The following is a 15,483-nucleotide window of genomic DNA, read 5'->3' on the forward strand; positions in this document are numbered from 1 at the left end:
CGTCTTCCCCCGTTGACCTCCACTGTAGGGGAAGGCGTTCAAGGGGTGAAGGCGGACTAGCGCAAGTATTCAGCGAACTCCATTTCGAAGTACCTCTTCGCCCCCACCCCGATCACGGAGATTCTGCGTTCGCCGTCCTTGAACAGGAACACCGACGGAACAGAGCTAATCCCGAAGGCAACCGCGGTTTCGGGATTCTCGTCGACGTTGACTTGGACGACATCGATTTTGTCGGCGTATTCCACCGCGAGCTGTTCCAGGACCGGGAAGAGCCTGGTGCAGGGTCCAGACCAACCCGCCCAGAATTCCACGACGACGGGTTTGGGTGACTTCAGCACCTCGGCGTCGAAGGACGCGTCGGTGACTTCCTTGGTTTTTGCCATGCTTTTCCCCCTATTGAATGGCCCGATCTGTGATGCCGGACTACTCCTGCGCTCCGTCCCCTTCGCTGTCACCCCGACTGGAAGCCTGCCGTGCCCTCCACCTTCGCACCTTCCCCCAAGGGAAAAGTCAAGGGGGACGGCGGGCGGCCGGACTGGCGAGTCGCACGAAAAGCCATCAAGCTAGGTAGGGGGTAATGAGGGAAGAACGCATTCCCTCCGCACAGGAAGGCCCCGCAATTCCCAGCCCAAAACGATCATTCAGTCCCTGGATCCGCACGTACCTCAAGGGCAGTGACGCGGGCCGCGCAGATGCCAAAGGCCTCGGCGCCATCAAGCCTGTCGAGCCGGCCACACGGCGGGAGGGCAAGCCCCTCCTCGGCGAAGATCAGGTCTATGTCATGAAATACGAAAAGGAGTACCACCCGGCGTGGTGCCGCGTCGTCGCCGAGAAATGGAGCAGCGCCCCCCGAGGCTTGCTCGTGACCCTTTTGGCCGACGTCGGGATGCGGACCAGATGCCGGGAATGCGATCGATCCCTGAATTCGGCCACGGAGCCTCCCGTGCACGAACACGGAAGACATCCCCAACCCACCCGGCAGCCTGACCGGGTCATCCCGTTACGCGTCGTCGGGTTCTCCCACGGAGTCCTGTTCTTGGCGGCGGGGCCAAAATATCAAGAGCTCCTCAAGGAAACCGCCGTCGAGCCGGCTACCCCGCTGCTCGTCGATGGTCGACGGCACGGAATGCTGCTGCGGGTGGATGCTTCCCGCCAGGAGCCGCTCCTGGTGATCCAGATGGATCCCCGCTACAAGTTCCGAAACGGCGCCTATCAGGTGCGCTTACGACCTCCGCTGCAGCGCTCCGCCACCAAACCGTATGCCGTGGACTTCGTTGAACCGGCGGCGCGGGCCAGGCATGCCGCCCCGCGCTGAACCCGCCGCGTCACCTCCCGACGACACCGGGCACCCGTTCAGTGAGGAACTCCTCCCAGGTCTTCCGCCCGACGGCCATATCCTCGGACAGGTTTGCACCCTCCCTGATCGCCTTGGCGGCCTTCCCCGGCATGTGAACGGGAAGGAGAAGGCGTCGCTGACCGGCCGCGGAGAGATATGAGCGGATGAGGTCTCGCATCGGATAGCAGAGCGGCCCGGCGAGATCGGGCACCAGGCCGGCCGGCTCATTGAGGGCGAGTTCCACGAGCCGGTCCGCGACCTCGCCGGCGTCCACCGGCTGGAACCGGAAGCCCTTCGGCACGGGAATGACGGGAAGCTTCGCCATAGCGCGCGCGGTCAGCAGCGTCAGTTCGAAGAACTGGGTTGCGCGGAGTGTACTGAAGGGGATCCCGGATCCTGCCACGACGTCCTCCGCATCCCGCTTGGACGCGAAGTAGCCGAAGGCCGCACGGTCGAAGCGGCTCCTGACCGGGATCGTGTCCGCCCCCACGACGGAGATGAACACCAGGTGCGTCACTCCGGCGCGGGAAGCCGCCGCGACGAGGAGGCGGGCTTTGTCGCCGTCGCCCTTCTGGGCGCCCGCGCAATGCACCACTGTCCGGACACCGCTCAAGGCGGCTTCGACTCCGTCGCCAGTGTCGAGGTCACATTGCACGAAGTCGATGTCGTGCCCCGGTGGAGGGGCATGACGACCCGCCACGCGCACGGCGTGACCCGCGTCACGCAAGCGCGAAGCCACGAGCCGGCCAAGCGTGCCGGTACCACCCGTCACCAAGATCGTCGAACTCACACCGCTTCCCGTCGTATTGGCTCACACCGCGCCGCTGCCCGGCGGACCGCTGAGTACCGTGGGGACATACTCGAGCAGCTGGAGCCGACCATCGAAGGTCTTGCTCTCCACCATCTCGAGCGAAACGTCCGGATAGCCGTCGTAGATCCGCTCCCGACCGGTGCTGCCTGTGATCACGGGGAAAACGACCAGACGGAACCTGTCCACGAGTCCGGCGCTCAGCAGTGACCGGCACAAGCTGAGGCTCCCCAGAGTGCTCAAGGGTCCTGTCCGGGTCCGCTTCATCTCCGCCACAGCCTGGACCGCGTCCCCGGTGACAAGCTCCGAGTTCGGCCACGTCAGGGGCGCCTGCAACGTGGACGAGAAGACGATCTTCGGCACGGCGGCAAGGCCGGTGAGGGTAGCCCCCTCATCATCGGAGAATCCCGAGCTCGCGGCCGCGGCCTCCTCGGACATCCTGGACATCAGCCGGTAGGTGTTCGCCCCGAGAAGGAAGGTGTAGCCCTTCTGCCCCTCCTGCTGAAGCCAGTCAAGGTATTCCGGCCCCTCCAGGCCCCACCAGCCGGGCCATCCCACGGCCGAGGCATACCCGTCCAGGGAGATGATCAAGTCGACCATCAGCTCCGCTGAGGACGCAGCCGCAGTTGTCTCGCCCATGCCGCCTCCTCGAAGTTGATCGACGTCGGTCCCGCCCGGCCGCAAGGCCCGGAACGGACGGGTCCGGTGGCGGCCATGCTATCCCCGGAGCGGTCGGAGGTTCAAGGGACCTCCTCACGAGCAAAATCGGACGGATCTCCAGGCCGCCGGCCACCTCATGGTCCGCGACGCCCAGGAGTGGGACAAGCTATCCACTGACTTGGGGCGCGCTTACGGCAGCAACGACGACGAACCCATTGAACAGTTGCGTCCGCAGTTCCTCCAGTCGTGGAGGACAGTCACAAGATACGTCCTCCGCGCCACCTTCGACGCAGCAGGCATCGCAGTCACCGATCCCAGCCATCCGTGGGGAATAGCAATCCTCACCGCGAACGGAACGAGTTGCGAGCCACTTCTCTGCCGCTCCGAGGATGCTGGTACCGAAAAGGCTGGCGCAGGCGGCGGCGTACTCCAACTTCTCACTTTCGCAGACGCATTGACCCACTACACCGACTGCGTGGCGCTCCTGTTCGACGAGCGGGACTACTGAGATAGGACCGAAAGCAACAGAACTCAAGCCGGGCGGAATCCGATGCTTGGCGGGGACGTTTACGGCAGACTAGTGCCGTGAGCGGAATCCCGTGGGTACTGCACGTTGATCTCGACCAGTTCATCGCGGCCGTCGAGGTGCTCCGGCGGCCGGAGCTTGCCGGCAAGCCGATCATTGTCGGCGGCCGGGGCGACCCCACGGAAAGGGCTGTGGTGTCGACAGCGTCCTACGAAGCCCGGGCGTTCGGTGTGGGTTCCGGGATGCCCCTGCGCATTGCGGCCCGGAAAGTGCCCGACGCCGTGATCCTGCCCGTCGATCACGAGGCTTACCTCGCAGCATCTGAAGCGGTCATGGCCACGCTGCGCGCGCAGCCCGGCGCCACCGTGCAGGTGCTGGGCTGGGATGAAGCCTTTGTGGGCGTTGAGACGGAGGATCCGGAAGCCTACGCCCACCTCGTTCAGGCCGCGGTCCTGGCGCGAACGGAACTCCATTGCAGCGTGGGCATCGGCGACACCCTGGTCCGGGCCAAGGTCGCCACCGGGTTCGGCAAGCCGGCCGGCGTCTTCCGCCTCACCGCCGGGAACTGGCTCGACGTCATGGGCAGCCGGCCCACCAAGGACCTGTGGGGCGTCGGCGCCAGGGTGTCCGCCAGGCTGGCGAAACTCGGCATCAGCACCGTCGCCGAACTCGCCGCGTCCGATCCCCGGGACCTGGTCCCGGAGTTCGGCCCCAAGATGGGTCCGTGGTATGCGCAGCTCGGACGAGGCGACGGCGCCAGCGTTGTGGATGACACCCCGTGGGTTGCCCGCGGACATAGCCGGGAGACCACCTTCCAGCACGACCTGATCGAACCGGCCCAAGTGGCAGACGCTGTGCGCGAGCTGACAGCGCATGTCCTTGAGGACGTCGAGGCCGAAGGACGGGCCGTCATTGGACTGACCCTGAAGGTCCGGTACGCGCCGTTCCTGACCACGACCCAGGGGAAGAAGATTCCGGAGACATTCGACCGGAACGAAATCCTCGCGCGGGCCATGGACCTCGCAGCCGGAATCGAGGCCGGTCGTCCGATCCGGCTCCTTGGCTTGCGGGCCGAAATGGCAATGCCCGACGATGCCCGGAAAGGACACACGCCCACGCGCGGCGGTTGGTGACGCCGTCGTTCCCTTCCTTATGCGGTCCGCACCTGCCAATCCGGCCCGATCCATTCGAGGCAGGCGGCGGCTGTCCACGCCTGATTCAGGCTCCCCAGCGGTTCTCCGGTGAAGGGTTCGTAGTATTCGCCGAACCGGAGGTCGGCTAACTGATCGAGTGACGCGGCCTTGAGCGCTTGGTAGATCTCGTTTTGCCCGTCACGCTGCGAGGCCCAACCAAGAAGGAGATTCAGGAAGGGCCAGACGGGGCCGCGCCAATAGGTCCGGGGTCGGAAGGCTGCGCTGGACGGCGAGGTGGACGGCGGGAGAGGAAACCGCAGCCCGGGATGCCCCATCCAGTCCGGCCCGAGAAGGAGCTTCCTTTGCGCCGCGAGCAACGACTCCCCGCCTCCGGACACCAGCGGGGCAAATCCGGAAACGGTGTCGGTAGAGATCCACTCCCCGGCCAGGATGTCGTAGTCGCGGGCAAGGCCGCTCAGGGGATCAATCGTCGACGCCACCCCGTCGCGGAAGCGCCGCGCGAAATCCCGCAGCTCCCCGGCATCGGAGCTGCGCCCGATCTCTTCGCCCAGAGCGGCGAGGACATCGCTGGCAGCAGCCATGATCGCGGAAAAGAAGACGTCCCGCACCCGGAAGTCGACGACGTTCCGCACGGCCTCGTCGTCGTACTCCACGGAAGCCATCTGCTGAACGAGCCACAGATACTTGGTGTATTCGCTGTCATCGGGCCGTTCGCCCGTGTCTGCAACATGCAGGGTGTCACGCCGCGTGAAAGCGGGGACGGTACCGGCCTGGACACGGGCGTAGGGCCCATCCCAGCGCGGGGAATTATCGAATCCGGACTCCCAACCGTGATGGATTTCAATCAGCCCTGCGGCGTCCGGGTCACGCACAGTGGCCAGCCACCGGTGCCACGCGAGCCAGCCGTCGAAGGATTCGGCGAGGAAGGTCTCTGCCGCTTCCTGGTCGGCGCCGCCGTTCGCCCGCCCCCGGTCCAGGATTTGGCGCAGGGCGATCGCATGGACGGGAGGCTGGCAAATGCCGCTGCTCTTGATGCCGGAAGGACGTGCGCGGGCGGACTCCGTGCCCCAACGGTCAAAACCTGGAAAGTAGTCGGTGCTGTTCTCGCTGAAAACGATGTGCGGGATCATTCCCGTGGACCACTGCGCGGCCAGCAGGGTCCGGAGTTCCGTGATGGCGCGTGGGACATTGATCCGCGCCAGTCCGATGGCTACGAAGGCTGCGTCCCAGCTCCACATATGGGGGTACAGATTGGGCGCCGCAGTGGTCATGGTGCCCAGATCGTTGAGCCGGAGGACCTCGGCTGCTGCCCTGTGAAGGTCCTGCACACTGACGCGAGGAGTGGTGTTCATGTGGCCTCCGATGCCGTTGGCTTGGTGCGGATCCGTGCCTGCGCGAAAGCGTGCACGACACTTACCAAGCTACTGCAGCGGCCGTGACCCGGTCAGGCTTTGCCAGGTACCTAGACCGCGCCCGGCCGTTGCCCTATCGTGGGGGAACCGGGCACAGCCGGCGTGAGTCTCCGCATCGGAGGTACATGGTGGGCATCATCTCTTCTGGATTTCATGGAAGACGGCAGAGCGGCAATCCCGCGTTGCCGCCGGGCCAATACGAGACCGGCAGCTTCCCGGTCCTCACCGCAGGCCCCGCTCCCCGGATCCCCCCTGACCGCTGGGAATTCTTCATCACCACTGAGGCAGGGCAGCGCCATGCGTGGTCCTGGGACGCTTTCATGGCATTGCCCCAAACCGACATCCATACGGACATCCATTGCGTAACCAGCTGGTCCAAGCTGGGCACCACGTGGCGTGGAGTGTCCCTGGATTCCCTGTTTGAAAACGTGGAAACAAGCTGCAGGTTCACGATGGCCCACTCCTACGGCGGATACACAACCAATGTCCCCTTGGCGGACCTTCTGGGCGGCAGGGCGTGGGTGGCCTGGGAGTTCGAAGGCGAGCCGCTTGATCGCGCCCACGGCGGACCCGCCCGACTCCTGGTGCCGCATTTGTACTTTTGGAAGAGCGCAAAGTGGATCAACGGCGTCGAGTTGACCCAGGATGATGTTCCTGGTTTCTGGGAATCCAACGGCTACCACCTCCACGGCGACCCGTGGCGCGAGGAGCGCTACTCATGAGGTGCGCCCGATGAGCACGCAATGGCGCGTGGCCGACGTCGTCAGCAGCATGCCCGAAACGGATACCGCCCGGACCATCGGGCTCCGGGCGGCCGGCCTTAACGGCAACCTCGCCGGACAGCACATCGACATCCGCCTCACCGCAGACGACGGGTATTCGGCCGTCCGCTCGTACTCCGTGGCGCGGGCAAGCATGGACGAAACCTTGGAGATCACCGTTGACGAATTGGCCAACGGAGAAGTCTCCCCCTATCTGGTCAGGGAACTGGCCGTCGGAGACCATCTGGAGATCCGCGGACCTGTGGGTGGCTGGTTCGTCTGGAAACCAACGGATACGAACCCGGTTCAACTGATTGCCGGAGGATCCGGGGTCGTGCCGCTCATGTCGATGATCCGCGCGCACCATGCTTCGGAGAATCCTGCGCAGTTCCGGCTGCTCTATTCGCTCAAGTCACCCGAAGCGGGGTTCTATCGGGAAGAACTTCTCACCTTGGCCCGGCAATCCGGCAAGCTCACCATCGACTACGTATACACACGTAAGGTCCCGGAGGGTTGGCCGGCTGCCCCGCAACGGCTCACGGCGGAAACCCTGCTGGCCAACATTTTGCCGAAGGGCCGTGCCCCGGACGTCTTCATCTGCGGCCAGACCGTCTTCGTGGAAACGGTCGCGGAATGGCTCGTGCAAGCGGGATATCCCGCCGAGTCGATCAAGACCGAGCGCTTCGGCGGAACAGGAGGAACCGGGTGAATGGCAACAATGGGCCCGATTCTCCGGGCGCAATGGATCCGGGCTTCGCGGATCAGGACATCGCGGGAACCACTGGCAATGCGATACCCCACCTGGACGGAAACGCGCTGGCCGGACCACTCTGGGAACTCTTCCGCTTCGATATCGTCGCCGCGATCGGGCGGTGCAAGCACTGCGGAGCGGTCCGCGTCTTCGCTGAAACGATGGTCTACGTCGACGCGCCGGGAATCGTTGTGCGCTGCGCTTCCTGCGAGGGCGTGCTGCTCCGCCTCGTGGAGACGCCCACGCGATACTGGCTCGATGTGAGCGGACTCAGTTACCTGCACATCGACCGCGACGGCTAGGGCGATTCGCACCAGTACGCGTTCCGGACACGTAAGGATTCCACCCGCGACGGCGCGGGCCTGCATTGGCATGATGGGGTCATGTCATTGCTCCCGGAAGACACCGCAGAACCCCGCTCACGGATCGCAATCATAGGCGGCACCGGCCTGTACAGGCTGCCCGGGGCCGTCGTGCTCGACACGCTGGACATCCCGACGCCGTTCGGGCCTCCTTCCAGTGCCGTGACGGTCGCAAGGCTCGCCGCGCGGGACGGCCTCGGCAGCGATGACGGCGACGGCGGCCCGGTGGTCGCATTCCTGAGCCGGCACGGCCGCGGGCACAGCGTTTCACCACAGCAGATCAACTACCGCGCCAACCTCTGGGCCCTCAAGAGCCTCGGCGTGGAGGCCGTCATCTCCTCCGCGGCCGTGGGCGGACTGGTTTCCAGCCACGGAACCGGCACTTTTGCCGTACCCGACCAGGTCCTGGATAAGACCTGGGGACGGGCTGACACCTTCTACGACGGCTCGTCGCCCACCGGAGTGCAGCACCTTCCCGCCGCCGAGCCCTACAGTGCCGCGTTGCGCGCAGCGCTCATCTCGTCCCTGCAGCGGCACGGGGAAGACTTCGCCGGGGCGGGCACCGTGGCCGTCATCAACGGTCCGCGATTCTCCACCAAGGCTGAGTCCGCGGCCCTGGTCCAGGCAGGCGCACATCTGATCAGCATGACCCAATACCCGGAACCCATGCTCGCGGCTGAATTGAACATGCACTTCGCCGCGCTGGCATTCGTTACCGATGCCGACACCGGGCACGATGGCTCCGAACCAGTCACGGCGGACCTGGTGCTGGGCCGGCTGGCGGGGGCGCAACCGCGGATCCTCGCGGTGTTGTCCGACGCGGTGCGGACGGTGTCCGAGGAGATCACTGGCGCCGATCCAGCGGACGACGACGCGCCGTGGCGGATGGCTCCCATGCCGCCTGCCGCGGTGGCCACCGTGATGGGCACCGCCAGCCCCGGCGGCGACGGCCCGGTCCTCCCCGGCACGGGGCGAACAGCGCCGTGAGGCTATTGGTCACGGGCGGGGCCGGTTTCATCGGCAGCCACATTGCAGAGGCAGCCGTGGCACGCGGCTGGGAGGTCCGGATCCTGGATTCACTGGATCACGCAGTACACCCCGATCGGCCGCAAGGAATTCCCGGGGCGCACCTGATGGCGGGCGATGTCGGAGACCCAGCCACTGTGGCAGAAGCGCTCGCGGACGTCGACGTCGTCGTGCACCAGAGCGCCAAAGTGGGCCTCGGCGTCGACTTCTTCGACGCGCCGGACTACATCCGCAACAATGACCTGGCCACGGCCGTGCTCCTGTCAGGCATGGCATCTGCAGGTATTGGCAAGCTCGTCCTGGCTTCGTCCATGGTGGTCTACGGCGAGGGCGCCTACACCGACGCGGCGGGCAGGCTGGTGCGCCCTGGCCCGCGCCTGGTGGAGGATCTGGAGCACGGAATCTTCGATCCCCGCGACCCTGCCACGGGCGAGCTGCTCCGGCCGGCGCTGGTCAGCGAAGACGCGGCCATGGATCCGCGGAACGTCTATGCCGCCTCCAAAGTGGCACAGGAAAATCTGGCTTCCGCATGGGCGCGCGCAACCGGAGGCACCGCCGTGGCCCTCCGCTACCACAACGTCTATGGCCCCCGCATGCCCAAGAACACCCCCTACGCGGGCGTAGCCAGTCTGTTCCGCTCTGCCTTGGCCCGCGGCGAGGCCGTGCGGGTGTTCGAGGATGGCGGCCAGCGCCGCAGTTTCGTCCATGTCCGGGACGTTGCCGAGGCGAATCTGTTGGCCATTGACGCGTTGGCAGGGGGCCGGATTGCCTCGGGCAGCCTGCGGGCGTACAACATCGGCGCCTCTGAAGTCCACACCATTGGGCAGGTGGCGGCCATCTTGAGTTCCGTGAGCGGGGCGCCCGAACCTGTGGTCACCGGCGGTTTCCGGCTAGGCGACGTCCGGCATATCACCGCGAGCTCCGCCCGGGCCCAGGCAGAGCTCGGTTGGATCCCCACGCAAGGTTTCGAGGACGGAATGCGCGAGTTCGCCACCGCGCCGTTGCGCGGGGATCCTAGCTAGGCCGGCGGCAAACGTCCCGGTTCCGTAAGGAAATCCGCCTGTCGCACCGGGCCTGCGGATTCTACGGTCAAAGGGTGGAGAAAGTGCAAAGCGGTTCGCGCGGCTCGAACGATGGCATCGGCATGGCCGGCATCCGCAAGGGACCGGCGGGTGACGACGGAGGCCCACCCGCCGCACTCGTGGACGTGGTGTTTCCGTGCCTCAACGAGCGTGCGGCCCTTCCCATGGTGCTCGGAGCCTTGCTGCCCGGGTACCGCGCAATCGTCGTGGACAACGGTTCAACTGATGGCTCCGGAGGGCTGGCCGCCGGTCTGGGGGCCACCGTGGTCGAGGAACCGAGGCGCGGCTTTGGCGCGGCAGCGCATGCCGGACTGCTCGCGGCCACGGCGGAGTTTGTGGCCTTTTGCGATTGCGATGGGTCGCTGGACCCCGCCCAGCTGGCCCCGATGCTTGACCTCGTCCGCACCGGTCGCGCCGACCTGGTGCTGGGTGCCAGGCGTCCGGCGTCCGGCGCTTGGCCGCTTCACGCCCGCTTGGCCAACCGGGCCCTGAGCTGGCGGTTGCGTCGGCCCACGGGGATCGCCATCACGGACCTTGGCCCACTTCGCCTTGCCCGGCGCAGCGCACTCCTGGGACTGGACCTCAGGGACCGGCGCAGCGGCTATCCGCTCGAGATGTTCCTCAAGGCCCACCGGGACGGCTGGCGCGTGGCCGAGGTCCCTGTCGATTATGCGCCGCGGCTGGGGAAGTCCAAGGTCACGGGGACACTCCGAGGAACCGTCACGGCCCTCAACGACATGGGGACCCAGTTGGCCGCCGCTTCGCAGCGGACTGAGGCGACGAAGGCCGCCGGACCGGCCGATGCCCACGGAGCGACGCCGTGAATCTCACCGTCGCCGTCATTGCCAAAGAATGCAGCCCCGGCAAGGTCAAGACCCGCCTCACTCCCCCGCTCAAGCCGGAGCAGGCCGCAGCCCTGGCCCAGACGAGCCTGAGCCAGACGCTGGAAACCGTACGGGCCCTTCCCGCGGCCCGGCGATTGCTGGTGTTTGACGGCACGCCGCACCACGCGGACGCTGCCGGTTTTGAAGTCTTCCCCCAAGGGGCCGGCGGCCTGGACGAACGACTGGCGGCCATCTGTTCGCTCACTGCGGGACCCCTGCTGATTCTGGGCATGGATACGCCCCAGCTACGATGCGAGCAGTTGGCCCCGCTGCTTGCGGACTGGGAAACCCCCGCCCCGGCACCCCGCCGCGCCTGGTTCGGCCCGGCGTCGGATGGTGGCTTTTGGGCGTTGGGCCTGTACACTCCCGACGGCGGCCTGCTCCGCGGGGTGGACATGTCCACCCCGCACACCGGGGCGCAGCAATGGGGCCGGCTGGCCGGAGCCGGCCTGCACGTGGGCGTGCTGCCCGTCCTCAGGGATGTGGACTACTTTCCCGATGCTGTGGCTGCCGCGTGGGAATGCAGCGGAAGCCCGTTTGCCCGCGCAGTGGACCTCCTGAGCGAGGGACTGCCGGCGGAATGGACAAGGACGGCGCCTTCCGACGCCGCACCCACGCCATGGGCTGCCTTGACATGAGCATCCACACAGTCCCGAGGGATCCCGGTGCCCGCGCCGATGCTTTTGCTGCGGGCTCCCGCCCGCGCGCCCTGTTTGGACCGGCTCTATTTGGCCAAGCGCTCTTCGGACAGGGCGGCTACGAGCCTTACGCCCGCAGCCTGCCCCACGGAGTGGGGCGACTGACGTTGCGACCGGAATCGGCCTTGCCGGAGGGCATCGGGCCAGTCCACTTCAACATGCTCTCCTGGTCCGGCCCGGCCACCACAAGTGAGCGCGAGCTGCTCCGCACCCTCCGCGGGCCCGTCCTCGATGTGGGTTGCGGCCCAGGCCGGATGCTGGAGGCCGCCCGGGAACTGGGCTTGGCCTCGATGGGTGTCGATTCGAGCCCCGCCGCCGTGAAGCTGGCCACCGAGCGCGGCGGCGCGGCCGTCCTGGGCTCCATCTTTGACCCCGTCCCGCACGAACGGGGTTGGGGTTCGGCCTTGTTACTGGATGGCAACATCGGCATCGGTGGAAACATCCGGATACTGCTGGAGCGTGTTTCCTCGTTGCTTGCCCCGGACGGCCAAGTACTGGCGGAAGCCGAAGCACCGGATTTTCTCGACGTGGCCTATCTGGCGGTGCTGGAGGATTCAGACGGACGTGCCAGCGCGGCCTTTCCCTGGGCCCGCGCAGGCAAAAAAGCGCTCGCGCGCCACGCGGCCCGGGCCGGGCTCAAGGTGGTTGCCACCCGGACCGTTCAGGACCGGATCTTCCTGACCTTGGAACGGCGGCCGTAAAGTCCGACGGCGGCCACAACAACGGCCGCGGCGACCGCCAGGACCACCCAGAAGACACCCAAGGCCAGCGCATAGTCCCCCTGCAGGACCGTGTTGTTCACGCCGCTGCCCGGCCCCCTCGGCTGCAGCACCTGCTGGGCACGGATCAGCGGGGCCGCGACCAAGGTCGCCACCGCACCCACCAGAAGCGCGCCGCGCACTATCCCCTGCTGGACAGGGGACAGCCCAAACGTGAACCTCGACAATCCGCTACCGACCACCGTTGTCACCGGGACCAGCATGCCGTCGTGCACCAACAACGCCACGGCAAGCCACGCTGCCACACCGATCAGCTGGGCGGGAGGCACGTTGGCCAGGAATCCGAAGAGCGCATACCCGAGGGCAGCCACGCCCAAGGCGCCAAGTGCTGCCCGCACCCACCAGAGAGTCTTGCGCCCTGACGATGCCGCTGCACCCACCAAGGGAAGCCGCATCAGATCACCTCCACTTTATGCACCCATTTGGTCTGCAGCACTCCCGGCCGACCTGGTGCGATGATGCGTGCCGGATAGCCATGGTCGAGGTCGAGTGGCTTGCCATTCAGCTCAAGTGCCAGCAATGTCTGCTCGTCCTGGCTGTATGCGGCGGGCATGAAGGAACGCCCATAGACGCCGCCCTTCTCCATGCTGGAAACCTGCAGCTCAGCATCTACGGGTGCGCCCACCGTTGCCATCAGGTCCCGGATCCGGACCCCACGCCATTGCGCCCCTTGGCTCCAGCCCTCCACGCAGGCGATGGGCAAGCCGTAGCTGTATTGCGGCAAGGCCGCGAGCTGCGCCAGCGTGAACGTCTTTTGGACCGATCCCGAGGACACTGTCAGCACCCAGTCGGGGGCCAGCGCAGCGTCCGCCACACCGGCCTGGGCTGCCGTCCTGTTGATGGGTACGGCCTGCGGGCCGGTATCCATGCGGCGCGGCGCGAAGAGGTTCAGGCCCGACAGCCAAGCGAACGACTGGCCGGCCGTCGTCAAGACGACGACGCCGGTGCCGGCGGTGAGTGCCGCAAGGAACCCCCGGCGGCTCCAGCCGTTCCCGGTTCCACGCTTCACCGCGGCCGGAACCGTTTTGCTGTCCGGCAAAACCTCCCCAACGTTGGCGGCGGTGGCGGCCGCGTCCGATCTACGGCTCCAATGAGCCAGGATGAGGGGCATCTTCACAGCGATGTGGAGCGCCAAAGATCCGATGATGACCCAGGCCAGCCAATAGTGGACATCCCTGAAGGAAAACGGCCACGCATACCACTGGAAAGTGTTGAGCAAGCCGATGGTGACTTCCACGAGGGAAGCGGCCACGAAGAGCGCAATCGAGGCGCGTTCGAGTGCATGCACCACGGATTTCAGCGGAGGCCAGCGCAAGAGTTCGGGGTAGACGGACCAAAGCTTGGCTGCCAGGAGCGGGATGGAAGCTATCCCGGTGGTGACGTGGATGCCCTGCGTAGCCACGTACAGCCACGCGGGACGGGTAAGGAAAACCATCCAAGCCGGCGGATCCTGCAGGAAGTGGCTGAACAGTCCGGTCAGGAAACACACAGTGAAGGCAAGGCCGAGCCAACGGCCCAGCACCACCGTCAGCCGCCTGCTGCGCAAAGGCGAAGAGAACCGTCCATTCACCGCTTCCATCCGCTGTTGGAGGAAAGTGGTCAATCTGTCCATACTTTGATCAGACCACCAAGACCCATCGGTCGTCCCGGTCCAGACCTTACGAAACGCAAACGGTCCCTTGGGTTCGTGGCCCCCGGCCCGCGAGTGATGCAGGATCAAAGGGTGAGCGAATCAATACCCCGGCGCGCGTCCGGTATTTCGGCTGCGGTGGCGCTCGCCTTGGTGGCCTTGCTCGCCGTCGTCGTCTGGTGGACGGTCACTGCGGATCCGTCGGCGGAGTGGGTTTCCCCCCTTGGCACGCTCGCGGCCTGGACCGTCTTCGTCCCGGCAGCACTGGTGGCGCGCCGGATCCCGGCGCGGTACGCGGCCGCCGTCGTGCTCCTGGGCTCCCTCCTGGTGGGAATAGCAGCCATCGCCGCCCCGCCCGCCACCAGCAACGACTCCGCCCGCTATGCGTGGGACGGCATCGTTCAAAAGGCCGGGATCTCCCCTTATGCCCACGTTCCGGCGGACGAGGCGCTGCGGCCGCTGCGGCCGTCTTGGCTATTCCAGGATGCCGGGCCGGACGGAACGTGCCATACCAATCCCTTCCCGACCGGCACCGAGACCACATCCAATATTCCCGGCGGGAGCACCCTGTGCACGGCGATCAACAGGCCCACCGTACCGACCGTGTATCCCGCAGCGGCAGAGTTGTATTTCCTGGCGGTGCGGCTCATCCCTGGCTCCGAGGTGGGGTTCGTCGCCTTCCAGCTGGCCGGGCTGCTCCTCAGTCTCGCTGTGACGGTGGCGCTGCTTGCGTTCCTGCGCCGCACCGGCCGGCCCGCACACCAAGCGGTGTGGTGGGGATGGTCTCCGCTGGTCGCTTTTGAGGCCATCAATGGCGCTCACGTGGACGCGCTGGGCACCGCACTGGCCTTGGCGGCAGCATTGTTGTTGGTGGGCGGACGCACCCTGGCTTCCGGAGTGGCGTTTGGCGCGGCGGTTGCGACCAAGCTCATTCCCGTCATCAGCGCCCCGGCCCTGCTGTATCGGAGGCCGGTCCGCTTCGTCGCCGCGGCCACGGCAACCTTTGCCGTGACGTACGTCCCGTACGTGCTCGCCAGCGGCTGGGCGGTACTCGGCTATCTGCCCGAATACCTTCGATCGGAGGGCTATGACGGGCAGGACAGTCCGCGATTCACCTTGTTGAAGCTGCTGCTCCCGGCCGGTTGGGCAGGACCGGCCGCACTGGTGCTGCTGCTCGGCCTGGCCCTCTACGTGTGGCGGACCACCGACGCCGCCCGGCCTTGGGGCGGGCAGGTCTTGATGGTCGGAGGAACGCTGCTGATCGTGTCGCCGAGCTACCCCTGGTATGCGCTCCTGCTCCTGCCGTTCGTGGTGCTGAGCGCTCGTTACGAGTTCACGGCGATCGCTCCTGTGCTGGCACTGATGTATTTCACCGGAGCGGAACCCTACGGCCAATTGGCGGCGCGACTGGGCCTGGGCGCCGCCGTCGTGCTCTTGCTGGTAGCCGCCATGGTGAGGCGACGGTCGCGGCAATTCCGGTCGTCGATCACATGACGTCTGTGGAGCCATCTGATGTGGCCCCGGTGCGCACACCGTGCAAGCGCACGTCCCGGGCGCGGAATCGATCAAGTCCCGGAGCCGCGAGGGCCTGGCACAACTTCGCACGCAGTACGA

General features: G+C 66.4%; 18 protein-coding genes. 12 read left to right on the top strand and 6 right to left on the bottom strand.

Going from position 1 to position 15,483, the window contains the following annotated elements; all coding sequences use genetic code 11:
• Positions 1-56 precede the first annotated feature (56 nt).
• Positions 57-383 (bottom strand): thioredoxin domain-containing protein, encoded by a 327-nt coding sequence (locus tag BMF89_RS00910; RefSeq protein WP_078105209.1) that lies wholly within the window; start codon positions 381-383, stop codon positions 57-59.
• 194 nt (positions 384-577) lie between these two features.
• Here BMF89_RS00910 and BMF89_RS00915 point away from each other — a divergent pair, with 194 nt between their 5' ends.
• Positions 578-1,315 carry a hypothetical protein gene (locus tag BMF89_RS00915; protein WP_078105210.1) on the top strand — a complete coding sequence of 246 codons (738 nt, stop codon included), beginning with the start codon at positions 578-580 and terminating at the stop codon, positions 1,313-1,315.
• 10 nt (positions 1,316-1,325) lie between these two features.
• On the opposite strand, the gene BMF89_RS00920 is transcribed toward BMF89_RS00915, so the two are convergent.
• On the bottom strand, positions 1,326-2,126 hold the full coding sequence (locus BMF89_RS00920) for an NAD(P)H-binding protein (protein WP_078105211.1): 801 nt from the start codon (positions 2,124-2,126) through the stop codon (positions 1,326-1,328).
• A gap of 21 nt (positions 2,127-2,147) precedes the next feature.
• Positions 2,148-2,783, bottom strand: a complete 636-nt coding sequence (locus BMF89_RS00925) for a dihydrofolate reductase family protein (RefSeq protein WP_078105212.1) — start codon at positions 2,781-2,783, stop codon at positions 2,148-2,150.
• Between the two features lie 157 nt (positions 2,784-2,940).
• Here BMF89_RS00925 and BMF89_RS00930 point away from each other — a divergent pair, with 157 nt between their 5' ends.
• Positions 2,941-3,312, top strand: a complete 372-nt coding sequence (locus BMF89_RS00930) for a hypothetical protein (RefSeq protein ID WP_078105213.1) — start codon at positions 2,941-2,943, stop codon at positions 3,310-3,312.
• 77 nt (positions 3,313-3,389) lie between these two features.
• On the top strand, positions 3,390-4,463 hold the full coding sequence (locus tag BMF89_RS00935; RefSeq protein WP_078105214.1) for a DNA polymerase IV: 1,074 nt from the start codon (positions 3,390-3,392) through the stop codon (positions 4,461-4,463).
• A 17-nt stretch (positions 4,464-4,480) separates the two neighbouring features.
• On the opposite strand, the gene BMF89_RS00940 is transcribed toward BMF89_RS00935, so the two are convergent.
• Positions 4,481-5,836 carry a glycogen debranching protein gene (locus BMF89_RS00940; RefSeq protein WP_078105215.1) on the bottom strand — a complete coding sequence of 452 codons (1,356 nt, stop codon included), beginning with the start codon at positions 5,834-5,836 and terminating at the stop codon, positions 4,481-4,483.
• Between the two features lie 188 nt (positions 5,837-6,024).
• Between BMF89_RS00940 and BMF89_RS00945 the strand changes: the two genes are divergently transcribed.
• The 8 genes from BMF89_RS00945 to BMF89_RS00980 all read left to right on the top strand — a co-directional run bounded on the left by BMF89_RS00945 (position 6,025) and on the right by BMF89_RS00980 (position 12,161).
• Entirely contained in the window at positions 6,025-6,618 is a 594-nt protein-coding gene (locus BMF89_RS00945; protein WP_078105320.1) for a sulfite oxidase-like oxidoreductase, read from the top strand.
• A gap of 10 nt (positions 6,619-6,628) precedes the next feature.
• Positions 6,629-7,366 carry a ferredoxin reductase gene (locus BMF89_RS00950; protein WP_171983356.1) on the top strand — a complete coding sequence of 246 codons (738 nt, stop codon included), beginning with the start codon at positions 6,629-6,631 and terminating at the stop codon, positions 7,364-7,366.
• Positions 7,363-7,710, top strand: coding sequence for a DUF6510 family protein (locus BMF89_RS00955; protein ID WP_241708478.1), 348 nt, complete (start codon positions 7,363-7,365; stop codon positions 7,708-7,710). Before BMF89_RS00950 ends, BMF89_RS00955 begins: the two co-directional genes overlap by 4 nt.
• Positions 7,711-7,791: 81 nt before the next feature.
• Complete coding sequence (locus tag BMF89_RS00960) at positions 7,792-8,757, top strand: MTAP family purine nucleoside phosphorylase (RefSeq protein ID WP_078105216.1); 966 nt, start codon at positions 7,792-7,794, stop codon at positions 8,755-8,757.
• Entirely contained in the window at positions 8,754-9,818 is a 1,065-nt protein-coding gene (locus BMF89_RS00965) for an NAD-dependent epimerase/dehydratase family protein (RefSeq protein WP_078105217.1), read from the top strand. Before BMF89_RS00960 ends, BMF89_RS00965 begins: the two co-directional genes overlap by 4 nt.
• Positions 9,819-9,892: 74 nt before the next feature.
• The gene (locus BMF89_RS00970) at positions 9,893-10,702 is read left to right on the top strand and encodes a glycosyltransferase family 2 protein (RefSeq protein WP_366214749.1); all 810 of its coding nucleotides are present in this window, start codon (positions 9,893-9,895) and stop codon (positions 10,700-10,702) included.
• Positions 10,699-11,400, top strand: coding sequence for a DUF2064 domain-containing protein (locus tag BMF89_RS00975; RefSeq protein ID WP_078105218.1), 702 nt, complete (start codon positions 10,699-10,701; stop codon positions 11,398-11,400). Before BMF89_RS00970 ends, BMF89_RS00975 begins: the two co-directional genes overlap by 4 nt.
• Positions 11,397-12,161, top strand: coding sequence for a class I SAM-dependent methyltransferase (locus BMF89_RS00980; RefSeq protein WP_171983357.1), 765 nt, complete (start codon positions 11,397-11,399; stop codon positions 12,159-12,161). The genes BMF89_RS00975 and BMF89_RS00980 overlap by 4 nt, the downstream gene beginning before the upstream one ends.
• Here BMF89_RS00980 and BMF89_RS00985 read toward each other — a convergent pair.
• Both BMF89_RS00985 and BMF89_RS00990 read right to left on the bottom strand, forming a co-directional pair.
• Positions 12,122-12,634 carry a hypothetical protein gene (locus BMF89_RS00985; RefSeq protein WP_078105220.1) on the bottom strand — a complete coding sequence of 171 codons (513 nt, stop codon included), beginning with the start codon at positions 12,632-12,634 and terminating at the stop codon, positions 12,122-12,124. The two genes, BMF89_RS00980 and BMF89_RS00985, sit on opposite strands and share 40 nt — an antisense overlap.
• A complete protein-coding gene (locus BMF89_RS00990) occupies positions 12,634-13,851 on the bottom strand; it encodes a molybdopterin-dependent oxidoreductase (protein ID WP_253190639.1) in 1,218 nt (405 codons plus the stop codon). Before BMF89_RS00990 ends, BMF89_RS00985 begins: the two co-directional genes overlap by 1 nt.
• Positions 13,852-13,962: 111 nt before the next feature.
• On the opposite strand from BMF89_RS00990, the gene BMF89_RS00995 reads away from it, so the two are divergent.
• Positions 13,963-15,363: a glycosyltransferase 87 family protein gene (locus tag BMF89_RS00995; RefSeq protein WP_171983358.1), complete on the top strand. Its 1,401-nt coding sequence runs from the start codon at positions 13,963-13,965 to the stop codon at positions 15,361-15,363.
• Positions 15,364-15,483: the final 120 nt, after the last annotated feature.

Source organism: Arthrobacter sp. SRS-W-1-2016 (assembly GCF_002009585.1).
Taxonomy (GTDB): Bacteria; Actinomycetota; Actinomycetes; order Actinomycetales; family Micrococcaceae; genus Arthrobacter; species Arthrobacter bambusae_A.